11 protein-coding genes are annotated in these 11113 nt (G+C 63.3%); 4 read left to right on the top strand and 7 right to left on the bottom strand.

The genetic code is table 11. The features are described 5' to 3' along the window. Nucleotides 1-7: 7 nt before the first annotated feature. From BW979_RS00265 to BW979_RS00235, 7 genes are all read right to left on the bottom strand, one after another. The gene (locus BW979_RS00265) at nt 8-400 is read right to left on the bottom strand and encodes a DUF2946 domain-containing protein (protein ID WP_076386486.1); all 393 of its coding nucleotides are present in this window, start codon (nt 398-400) and stop codon (nt 8-10) included. A 57-nt stretch (nt 401-457) separates the two neighbouring features. After that, complete coding sequence (locus BW979_RS00260) at nt 458-937, bottom strand: copper chaperone PCu(A)C (protein ID WP_047227371.1); 480 nt, start codon at nt 935-937, stop codon at nt 458-460. 47 nt (nt 938-984) lie between these two features. Next, entirely contained in the window at nt 985-1389 is a 405-nt protein-coding gene (locus BW979_RS00255) for a DUF2946 domain-containing protein (protein WP_076382856.1), read from the bottom strand. A gap of 319 nt (nt 1390-1708) precedes the next feature. Continuing rightward, a complete protein-coding gene (locus BW979_RS00250) occupies nt 1709-2431 on the bottom strand; it encodes a cobalt-precorrin-6A reductase (protein WP_047227373.1) in 723 nt (240 codons plus the stop codon). Continuing rightward, nucleotides 2428-3525: a cobalt-precorrin-5B (C(1))-methyltransferase gene (locus BW979_RS00245; RefSeq protein WP_047227374.1), complete on the bottom strand. Its 1098-nt coding sequence runs from the start codon at nt 3523-3525 to the stop codon at nt 2428-2430. Before BW979_RS00245 ends, BW979_RS00250 begins: the two co-directional genes overlap by 4 nt. Continuing rightward, nucleotides 3518-4729, bottom strand: coding sequence for a precorrin-6y C5,15-methyltransferase (decarboxylating) subunit CbiE (gene cbiE / locus BW979_RS00240; protein ID WP_076382854.1), 1212 nt, complete (start codon nt 4727-4729; stop codon nt 3518-3520). The genes BW979_RS00245 and cbiE overlap by 8 nt, the downstream gene beginning before the upstream one ends. A gap of 305 nt (nt 4730-5034) precedes the next feature. After that, on the bottom strand, nt 5035-5940 hold the full coding sequence (locus BW979_RS00235) for a zeta toxin family protein (protein WP_076382852.1): 906 nt from the start codon (nt 5938-5940) through the stop codon (nt 5035-5037). 405 nt (nt 5941-6345) lie between these two features. Here BW979_RS00235 and cobG point away from each other — a divergent pair, with 405 nt between their 5' ends. From cobG to cobJ, 4 genes are read left to right on the top strand one after another with little or no spacing between them, the layout of a single operon-like run. Next, complete coding sequence (gene cobG / locus BW979_RS00230; protein WP_231990601.1) at nt 6346-7665, top strand: precorrin-3B synthase; 1320 nt, start codon at nt 6346-6348, stop codon at nt 7663-7665. Further along, nucleotides 7658-8284, top strand: coding sequence for a precorrin-8X methylmutase (locus tag BW979_RS00225; protein ID WP_047227378.1), 627 nt, complete (start codon nt 7658-7660; stop codon nt 8282-8284). The genes cobG and BW979_RS00225 overlap by 8 nt, the downstream gene beginning before the upstream one ends. Further along, entirely contained in the window at nt 8281-9015 is a 735-nt protein-coding gene (locus tag BW979_RS00220; protein ID WP_083714353.1) for a precorrin-2 C(20)-methyltransferase, read from the top strand. Before BW979_RS00225 ends, BW979_RS00220 begins: the two co-directional genes overlap by 4 nt. Next, nucleotides 9015-10706: a precorrin-3B C(17)-methyltransferase gene (gene cobJ / locus BW979_RS00215; RefSeq protein ID WP_076382846.1), complete on the top strand. Its 1692-nt coding sequence runs from the start codon at nt 9015-9017 to the stop codon at nt 10704-10706. The genes BW979_RS00220 and cobJ overlap by 1 nt, the downstream gene beginning before the upstream one ends. Nucleotides 10707-11113 lie beyond the last annotated feature (407 nt).

Genomic DNA, 11113 nt, shown 5'->3' with positions numbered 1-11113 from the left:
TCGGGGTCTACGCGTCGAGGGGCGGTGCGCGGGTGCGGGCACCGGGGAAGAATGACGTCCGGGCATGGCCCAGGCGTGGCGAGGGGCTGGTGTAGGTGTGGGGTGGCGGGGTATCGAAGACGGCGAAGCTATGCCCCCCCGTCAGCGCAGGGCAATTGAACAGCAGGCTGCAATAACCACACTTTTCCCACAGTACGTGATGCTCGCTCTGGGGCGGGCAATGTTCGGCTTTCGGTGCTTCATGCTCGGCGTGAACGCCCGCCGACATGTCCATTTCCATGTTCATGGTCATGGACGAAGACATGCGCTGATCCATCGGCATCGACTGAGAAATCAGCGGACCGATAAAGATCATCAGCATGGCGAACAGGCTGATCCAGCTGCCGCGTGTCAGGCTCATCAGCTGACGGCGGGGCATGACCGACCTGGCGCGGGGCGTTCGCATGGGCAAAGGTGATCAGTGGGCGTGCGTTTGGGTTTTGCTGCTGTCGGGGGCTTTTTTCTGCACCGCGACATCGACCGTGACATCCCCCGCTTTTTCGAAATGCAGGGTCAGAGGGAAGCGTTTGCCGTCGCTGAGCAGGCTGCGATCCTCCAGCCCCAGCAGCATCACGTGATAAGCCATCGGCGCGAAGGTGACAGTCGCACCGGGGGCGATATCAACGACGGGCACCGCTTGCATTTTCATCAGGTCGTTTTGCATCACGTGTTCGTGGAGCTCGGCTTTGTCGGCAATCGGCGAATCGACGCTGAGCAGTTTGTCGGCGGTTGTGCCCTTGTTGTGAATCACGAAGTACGCGGCCACGGTCGGCGCATTGGGCGGCAACTCCTGGGACCATGGATGAGCGATTTCAAGCTCGCCCGCTTTGTACTGGTGAGCTTGGGCGAAGCCGACGGGAAGCAGCAGGGCGGCCAGCAGGATAAGTCTGTTCAGCATGGGTCATTCTCCGGAACGATTCAGGGCGCAGGGGCATGCGGGAAGAATCAGGCCAGAGGTGAGGCGCGGGGATTGAGGCTCGGCCATTGCTGGCGCGGTGTGGGGCTGTCGAGCAGTGGGTGGGCAGCGCCGCGATGGGCCGGCTGAGCATTTAGGTACAACTGCGGCTCGTGCCCGGTGAGCGCCACCAAGGGCGGCGACCCCGCACAGCACCAGCAATGCTGCATCGTCGAGTGATCGTCGTTCTGCGGCGTGCTCTGCTCGAACTTGCCCAGGGAAATCGCCACCAGTTTCGTTCCGCTGGAAGAGCAGAAACTGCCCCACAGCAATTGCTCGGCTGGCGACTGGGCCTGTGCCATCGCCCCACCGCTGCCGGAAAGCGGCATGGCAAGCATGTTGAACAGCACTGCGAAGCAGGCGATCCAGGCAAATGCAAGCCGTTGTCGGGACATGGGGCAATCCGCTCGATGGTCGATCAGGTGGCGGTATTTAGCCTGATCGGGGTTGATAAGTAAAAAGAGCACGTGCGGTGTAGGGTCGCAGGGCTTGGGTTAACAGTAGCAACAGATCTTCAAGGAAGTGCTTTTATGGCAAGGGATTTTGATCATCTCCGGCTCTGCGTTCAAAAGCAGAGTAGGGGCTTCATCATGTGTTTATAGCTTCGTGTCAGGGCCATAGCATTCCTTTGAAAATCTAGGGGTGTGCGCACTCTTTGTGGCGAGGGGATTTATCCCCGTTGGGGCGCGAAGCGGCCCTGGGTGCAGGGGACTGTCAGACCAAATGCCGAAGCCCCTGCAGCACCTCACCCACCGTCCCAAACTCCCGATCCACCCCCGGCAACACCGGCCGCTTCAACACCAACACCGGCAGCCCCCGCTCCCGCGCTACTTCCAGCTTCGGCTCGGTGGCCGTGCTGCCGCTGTTCTTGCTGATCAGCACATCGATCCGCCGCCGTTCGAACAGTTCGCGCTCACCGTCAATATGAAACGGTCCACGAGCACCTATGACTTCGCAGCGCTCATTACCGGGGTAAACCTCCAGGGCCCGCAGGGTCCAGAATTGCTCGGGCGGGATTTCGTGCAGGTGTTGCAGCGGCTCGCGGCCAAGGGTGAAGAGGGGGCGGTGGAACGGCAGCAGGGCCTGGATCAGTTCGGCCCAGTCGGCCACTTCGCGCCAGTCATCCCCGGCCTGGGGTTGCCATGCCGGACGGCGCAGGGCCCAGCAGGGAATGCCGCAAGCGCGGGCTGCGTGGGCGGCGTTGTGGCTGATCTGTGCGGCGTAGGGGTGGGTCGCATCCAGCAACAGGTCGATGCTTTGGTCACGAATGAATTGCGTCAGCCCTTCGGCGCCGCCGTAGCCGCCGACGCGCACCTGACAGGTCAGGTCGGTGGGAACGCGGCCGATCCCCGCCAGGCTGTAGAGGTGTGTTGGGCCCAGGGTGCGGGCGATGGCCAGGGCTTCGGTGACACCCCCCAGCAGCAGGATGCGTTTCATTTGAAAGCTCCGGCGTGACCGACGACGGCGCCCTGGCGGTCGATGGCGAAGACTTCGACCTGGACCTGGGCTGGTACGATGCCGCGAGCGAAGGCCAAGGCGTGTTCGCAGACTGCGTCGCCGAGGGCGATGCCAGCGGCGCTGGCCATCGCCAGGGCTTGCTGGCTGGTGTTGGCCTGGCGAATGCCTTGCTGCAATGCCTCATCGGCACCGATGGCGGCTGCCCATTGCGCCAGTTGTGGCAGGTCGATACTTGAATGACGGCTGTGCAGGTCCATGTGACCGGCGGCCAATTTGCTGATTTTGCCAAAGCCGCCACAGAGGCTGAGTTTCTCCACGGGCACCTTGCGCACATGCTTGAGCACCGCCCCGACAAAATCGCCCATTTCGATCAGGGCGATTTCCGGCAGGTTGTAGACCCGGCGCATGGTGTCTTCGCTGGCGTTGCCGGTGCAGGCGGCGATGTGCAGGTAACCGTTGGTTTTCGCCACGTCGATGCCCTGGTGGATCGAGGCAATGTAGGCCGCGCAGGAGAATGGTCGGACGATGCCGCTGGTGCCGAGGATCGACAGGCCGCCGAGGATCCCCAGCCGGGGATTCATGGTTTTCAGCGCCAGCGCTTCGCCGCCCTCAACGTTGACCGTGACCTCGAAGCCGCCGGCATACCCGGCTTGCTCGGCCAGCCGTCCCAGGTGGTCGCCGATCATTTTACGTGGTACCGGATTGATCGCCGGCTCACCGACGTCCAATACCAATCCTGGCCGCGTCACGGTGCCCACGCCACGCCCGGCAATGAAGCGCACCCCAGGCTCGGCTGTCAGCCGCACTTGGGAAAACAGCAGCGCGCCGTGGGTCACGTCCGGGTCATCGCCGGCGTCCTTGATCGTCCCGGCTTCGGCGCCTTGCTCGGTCAGGCGGCAGAATTCCAGGCGCATCTGCACGTGCTTGCCTTTGGGCAGCACGATCTCCACGGCATCGGCCTGGATGCCGCAAAGCAGCAGCCGGGCGGCCGCCAGACTGGTGGCGGTGGCGCAACTGCCGGTGGTCAGGCCGCTGCGCAGGGGCGCGGGTTGTTCGGCGGTTTCGTCACGCATCGAAGGGTTTGACCAGGTCGAGCAAGGTGATGGGCAATGCCTGGCGCCAGGTGTCGAACTCGCCCAATGGCTGGGCCTGGGCGATGTGGATACGGGTCAGTTCGCCGCCATGAAGTTCGCGCCAGTTCATCAGCGTCATCTCGCTCTGCAGCGTCACGGCGTTGGCCACCAGCCGTCCGCCGGGCTTGAGTCGAGCCCAGCAAGCGTCGAGCACGCCCTCGCGGGTTACGCCGCCGCCGATGAATACCGCGTCCGGCGGCTCCAGTCCTTCCAGAGCCTGCGGTGCCCGCCCGCGGATCAGTTGCAGACCGGGCACGCCTAGGGTGTCGCGGTTTCGTTCGATCAACCCTTGGCGGCCTTCGTCGGCCTCGATGGCCAGGGCTCGGCAACTGGGGTGGGCGCGCATCCATTCGATACCGATGGAGCCGCTGCCCGCCCCCACATCCCAGAGCAATTCACCGGGCATCGGGGCCAGACGGGCGAGGGTAATGGCGCGCACGTCACGTTTGGTGAGCTGGCCGTCATGTTCAAACGCAGTGTCCGGCAAACCGGCCAGGCGCGACAGGCGCAACGCCGAGGGTTCGGCGCGGCATTCGATGGCGATCAGGTTCAGGTCCGCGACGGTGGGATCGGACCATTGTGCCGCACAGCTTTCGATCCGCCGTTCGGCGGCGCCGCCCAGATGTTCGAGCACGGTCATGGGGCTGGGGCCGAAGCCGCGCTCGCGAAGTAGCGCCGCCACGGCGGCAGGACTGTGGCGGTCGTTGCTCAGCAGCAACAGCCGGACGCCTGTGGATAAGTGAGCGCTGAGTGCCGCCAGGGGCCGTGCCACCAGCGACAGGGTGACCACCTCCTGCAAGGGCCAACCCATGCGGGCCGCCGCCAGCGAACAGGACGATGGCGCTGGAATGACCCGCATCTGCTCGCCAGGCAGGTGTTTGGCGAGGCTGGCGCCTACGCCATAGAACATGGGATCGCCGCTGGCCAGCACGCACACGGGGTCTCCGCGCCGTGCCAGCAGCGGTTCGAGGGAAAATGGACTGGGCCACAGCTCCCGTTCACCGCGGATGCACAGCGGCAATAGCGCCAACTGGCGCTCACTGCCCAGAATACGCGAGGCCTGCAGCAAAGCGTGGCGAGCCGCTCGGCCCAGGCCCTTGAAGCCGTCTTCACCGATGCCCACTACGGTCAGCCAGGGGGTCATCTCTGTTCCTCGAATGGATAGGTTTGATCGACGGGCTTGTTGCGCACGCGAACCGGGCCGCCATCATACCGTGCGCCTTCGGTTATGGCGTGGGCTGTTGGGAGCCTGCCGGCGTGCGGCGCCGATTCAGACAGACCGCTATCGCGAGCAGGCTCGCTCCCACAGTTTTGATTGGGGGAGGCACTAGGTTTGTGTTTGCCACAGGTCCCGCAGAGTCTGAGGCCGTCACAAATCCCCTGTGGGAGCGAGCTTGCTCGCGATGGCGCCGGCACATTCAACATCACCTTCTCAAGCAGGCAGCCGATTCATCGGTAGACGTATTTGAGGATATAGGCATACAGATCGTTGTAGACCGAGTCGGGTACGTGTTCAGCATGGGGCTGGGTCTTGAGCAGTGTCAGGTGGCACTCCTTTACCATTTCTTCGCGGTCGCCGATGAGGTGGAGGCGGTTGTTGGTGATGATCTCGAAGGCATTTGCATAAACCACCTTCGGTCCCGCGATGAGCAAAGTCCCGTCCGGATCGAGGGTATAGGTGCTTTGGGTGCGCAGGATCCGTTCCTTCAAAGGGCCGAACCCGCGCTCGTACAAGCATATCTGCGAGCCGCTGACTGCTTTGGCCGCCGTCTCGATAGCCAGCAGGGTCGGCTGGGCGTTGCCCAGGCTGGCATTGAGCGCCGATAGCGTGACGAACCTTTCCAGCTCCTGTTTTTCCAGGCTTCTGAGGGCTCTTTTGATACTCGATAGATGAGCGAACTCTTTTTTGCAGGCGATGATGTGGGTTTCCAGCTGATAGCCCGCTGCCGTGGCCATCGCCGGGAAGGCCGCGAAATCGATGCTGTCGAACGCGCATTCCATGATGATGTTGTATTTTTTCCTGAACGCCTCTGCGAAGATTTTCGAGCAAACCTCTCGAACAAAGGCCTCTGTATGCTCATAAGCATGCAGCACACCGTGTTTGATCATTTCGGCGTAGTGAGGGTGTTTTTCCCGGTACTCGGGCAGGTACAGGCGCACATGATTGTCGTAGCGTTGGGAGGGCAGGAGGCTTTTTTCCAGCAGATAGGTTTTACCCGATCCCTGCGATCCGGCGACGATCAGCATTTTGGGGACGGACTCGACCGTAATGCCATTGAACAGCGTGTCGGTGATCCCGGTGAATGCGGTCGTGACCTGTTCCGGGGTGTAGGCGTAATTCGATGTGTGTGGCATATCCTGATGTCCTTATCAAAGATTCCCATGAAGTGAAGTGAGTGGTTGCCCTTTGAATAAAGCGGGGTTTTGCGGCTTGTTCAAATGAGCATGTGTTCCAAGATATGTGCCTGTTTTTTAAGGTAAAAATCCCTACATGGAAGGCGCCGGAAACTTACGTCAGCGTGCCTGACACCGAACCCCTTTGGCGGGCTTGCTCGCGAAGGCGTTGACACATTCAACATCACCCTTTCAGGTGGACCGCTATCGCGAACAGGCTCGCTCCCCCCGTTTTGTGGCCGTGATCGGCTCCCTGGCGCAGCGCGATGCCCGCAATCCGACCAGCAAGCTTTTCATGCCCCCCGGCAAAGCAGGCATAATGGCGGGCCCTCGCCGTTGCGGCGTGCCTTATCGACCGGTTTGCCCTTGAACGAACGTCCATCATCCAGCGTCATACGCCCCTCGGGTTGTCCGGGGTTGCTGCGTGTCGTCCAGGCGCTGGACGGAGGGATCTGCCGGATCAAGCTCGACGGTGGTTCCATCCAGGCGGATCAGGCCGACGCCGTGGCGTTGGCGGCCGAGCGGTTCGCCGGTGGCGTCATCGAGGCGACCAACCGCGCCAACCTGCAAATCCGTGGGATTGGGCCCCAGCACGATGCGTTGATCGAGCCCTTGCTGAACGCCGGACTTGGCCCCCGCAAACTAGCCGGCGATGACGTGCGCAACCTGATGCTCAGCCCCACGGCCGGGATCGACCGGCAGATGCTGCTCGATACCCGTCCGTTGGCCGCGCGGATTCTTTTCACCCTGCAAACCCATGAACGCTTCCATGAACTGTCGGCCAAGTTCGCCGTGCAATTGGACGGCGGGGAAGGGTTGGCGATGCTTGAACATCACCATGACCTGTGGCTCTCGGCGCTGGTTCGCAACGGCGAACCGTGGCTGGCCTTCGGGCTGGCCGGCACCCCGCTGGATAAGCCGGACGGCGCTGTGCGCCTGGCCCAGGGACATGATTTGGTGGTGGCGGTGCTGGAGTTGTTTCTCGACCTGGCCCGTCCCGACCAGACGCGCATGCGTCACGTGCTGGCCGAAATCCCGAGGGGTGAGTTCCTCGTCCAGTTGGCCCGCCGCGTGGCGTTGCAGCCCCCTCCGGATTGGCGGCGGGGCGAGTCCATCGACGGATTGCACATCGGCATCCATTCCCAGCACGACGACCGGGTCTACGTTGGCGCGGCGGCACCTCTGGGCCGGCTCGACGCCGTCATGCTGCGCGCAGCGGCGCAATTGGCGCGGGACAAGGGCGACGCCAGCCTGCGTTTCAGCCCCTGGCAGAGCCTGTTGCTGCCCAACGTGCGCCGCGAGGATGCGCCCGATGTGCTGGCGCGGCTCGAGGAGTTGGGGCTGTTGTGCTCGCTCGAGCAACCCCTGGCGCAACTCATCGCGTGTACCGGCTCCAGTGGCTGTGGCAAAGCCCTGGCCGACACCAAGGCCGATGCTCGTCAATTGGCCGAGCTGCTGCAACGCCAGGGCCGTGCCCTGAAGATCCATCTCTCGGGCTGTCCGCGTTCCTGCGCAGCGGCCCATGTCGCGCCCGCCACCTTGCTGGCGGTCGCCCCCGGTCGTTACGACCTGTATTTTCGCGATGCGACGCTGCCGGGTTTCGGCGCGTTGCAGGCGCACGATCTAACTATTGAAGCGCTCGGCCACTGGCTCGACGCTCGCCCCCGGAGCCCCCTTGATGCTTGATTACATCCGCGACGGTCAGGAGATCTATCGCAACTCCTTCGCGATCATTCGCGCCGAAGCCAACCTGGCGCGCATTCCGGCCGACTTGGAAAAACTCGCGGTGCGGGTGATTCACGCCTGCGGCATGGTCGAGGCCGTCGATGGCCTGCAGTTTTCCGAGGGCGCCGGCACGGCGGGACGCCAGGCGCTGGCCGCCGGTGCGCCGATCCTGTGCGATGCGCGGATGGTCAGCGAAGGCGTGACCCGGGCTCGCCTGCCAGCGAACAATCCGGTGATCTGTACCTTGCGCGACGAGAGCGTGCCGGCGTTGGCCCTTGAATTGGGCAACACCCGTTCGGCGGCCGCCCTGGAGCTTTGGCGTCCGCATCTGGAAGGCAGTGTCGTGGTGATCGGCAACGCGCCGACCGCCCTGTTCTACCTGTTGGAAATGCTCGATGCCGGCGCGCCGAAACCGGCACTGATCCTGGGCTTCCCGGTGGGCTTCGTCGGTGCCGCCGAGTCCAAGGCGATGCTGGCAGCCAACAGCCGTGGCGTGCCGTTCGTGATCATGCAAGGCCGGCTCGGCGGCAGCGCCATGGCCGCCGCCGCCGTCAACGCCCTCGCTACGGAGATTGAATGATGCAGCAGCCTGGACGTCTGATCGGCCTCGGCGTAGGCCCCGGTGACCCGGAACTGATTACGGTCAAGGCCCTGCGCCTGCTGCGCGAATCGCCGGTGGTGGCGTACTTCGTCGCCAAGGGCAAGAAGGGCAACGCTTTCGGCATCATCGAGGCGCATTTGCAGGAGGCGCAGACGTTGCTGCCGCTGGTCTATCCGGTGACTACCGAAGCGCTGCCGGCCCCGCTGTCCTATGAACAGGTCATCGCCGACTTCTACGACACCGCTGCCGAGCAGTTGGCCGTGCATCTGGATGCCGGTCGTGATGTGGCGGTGATCTGCGAGGGCGATCCGTTCTTCTACGGCTCTTACATGTACCTGCACGATCGCCTGGCCGAGCGCTATGACGCCGAGGTGATTCCTGGCGTGTGCTCGATGCTCGGTGGCGCCTCGGTGCTCGGTGCGCCGCTGGTCTATCGCAACCAGAGCCTGTCGGTGCTCTCTGGCGTGCTGCCCTTTGAGGAACTCAAGCGCCGCCTGGCCGACGCCGATGCGGCGGTCATCATGAAACTGGGGCGTAACTTCCCCAAGGTCCGGCAGGTGCTCCAGGATTTGGGCCTGGACGGTCGGGCGTTGTACGTCGAGCGGGCAACCATGGCCAACCAGAAGATCGTGCCGCTGGATGAAGTCGAGCCGATGTCCTCGCCGTACTTCTCGCTGATCATCGTGCCCGGCGAACGGTGGCAGGGTTGATGACTTCCAAAGTGCCGGCCATTGTCATCCTCGGCCCGGGCAGTCTCGCCACCGCCCGACAGATCCAGCAGCGCTACCCTGACGCCCTGATTCATGGCCTGAGCGGACGGGTCGAGGGCGTGGATCGTCAATACACCGAGTTCGGCACAACGCTGCGCGAACTCTATCAACAGGACACGCCGATCATCGCCCTGTGCGCGGCCGGCATCGTCATCCGCACGCTGGCGCCGCTGCTGCTGGAAAAAGGCGTCGAGCCGCCGGTGCTGGCGGTGGCCGAGGACGGCAGCGCGGTGGTGCCGCTGCTTGGCGGGCTGGGCGGGGTCAATGTCATGGCCCGTGATATCGCCACAGCACTGCAAGTCACCCCGGCGATCACCACCAGCGGCGAATTGCGTTTCGGCACCTGCCTGCTCAATCCGCCGAGTGGCTACAGCCTCGGCGATCTGGAGCAAGGCAAGCGTTTTGTCTCCGATCTGCTGGCAGGTGAATCGGTGCGCATCGAAGGCGCCGCGCCGTGGCTGGCTCAGGCGCAGTTACCCGAGGATGAACGGGCACGGTTGGCGATCCGTATCGACAGTGCTGCGGGTACACCGGCGGCGGATGAGCTGCGTATTTATCCGCGCAATGTGCTGGTGGCGTTGAGTGCAGGGGCGTCGGCGGACATCGGCGCGATACTGGAGCAGGCCGGCCTCGCGCCGCAGTCGCTGGCGTGCCTGTTGGCGGCGGACAGCGACATGGCCCGTCCTGAGCTGCACGAAACGGCATCGGCCTTGGGTGTGCCGCTGCGTTTTGCCGCAATCAATGGCAACCTCGAAACAGCGTTGAGCGATGCCCTCGGCCAACCGGCATCGCTACAGGTCATGGGCAGCCATGCCATCGCCGTGACTGAGCAGCCCCTTGACCCCGAACAGATCGGCCGCCCGCGCGGGCGTCTTGCCGTGATCGGCCTTGGCCCCGGCGCTGCCGAGTTGATGGTGCCGGCCGTGCGCGCCGAACTCGACCGCGCCACCGATGTGCTGGGCTACGAAACCTACGTGCGCATGGCCGGTCCCTTCCGGCCCGATCAGGTGCAGCACTGCACCGACAACCGCGAGGAAATGCAGCGTGCCCGTCATGCCTTCGAGCTGGCAGCCCAAGGGCGATCCGTGGTGGTGGTGTCGTCCGGCGATCCAGGCGTGTTCGCCATGGCCGCCGCGGTGCTCGAAGCGCTGCACGAGTCGACGGATGCCCATTGGCATAGCGTCGACCTGCAAATCCTTCCGGGCGTCTCGGCTTCCCTCGCCACCGCCGCCCAGGCCGGTGCGCCTCTGGGTCATGATTTTTGCGTGATGTCGCTGTCGGACAATCTCAAACCGTGGTCGATCATCGAGAAACGCCTGGATCTGGCGGCTGAAGCAGACCTGGCCCTGGCGTTCTACAACCCGATCTCCCGTTCCCGACCGTGGCAGCTGGGGCGAGCGCTGGAGATCGTTGCGCAACATCGCACGCCGCACACGCCGGTGGTGTTGGGGCGTGATATCGGTCGTCCGGGCCAGACCCTGCGGGTCACGACTTTGGGGCAGTTGACCCCGGAACAGGTGGATATGCGCACCATGGTGCTGATCGGTTCCTCCACCACGTGTGTATTCCCGCGCGCCGAAGGGGGCGACTGGGTGTACACGCCGCGTTGGTATGGCAGCAAACCGCTCTGATAAAACCCGGCGGCCCGCCTGGGCCGCCTCTATCTGACTTCGTCATGTTCGAGACTGCGTGGGTAAAAGACGACCCGCTGTTTGACGCTGTAGACGTCGCGAATACCTGTTTGTTTGAATAATGAAATAAATATTCGATGCGCGAGCGCTAAGTCATTGTGTTCGGAAACTTATTGAATTCCTTGTGAGTTGAACAGCGTTCGAAGTGTGGGCTATGTTTGCTTCCGCTTTGAAATTGATTGGGACTGTAAAGTGCTGTTTGCGGCCTGAGTGAACGCTGTTGTTGGGGCGCACTGGGGATGGCTGCTACTTATCTATTGCAGGAGAGAGCGCGCAATTTCTCCTGACAAGAGTATTTCTTTAGATGACTTGATGCAGAGGCTGCCCGAGTGCTTGGAAGCGCTTGT

Origin of the sequence: Pseudomonas sp. A214, from assembly GCF_900156295.1 — a bacterium.
In the GTDB taxonomy this organism is placed as follows: Bacteria; Pseudomonadota; Gammaproteobacteria; order Pseudomonadales; family Pseudomonadaceae; genus Aquipseudomonas; species Aquipseudomonas rhizophila.
This window is presented reverse-complemented; position numbering and strand designations above follow the sequence as displayed.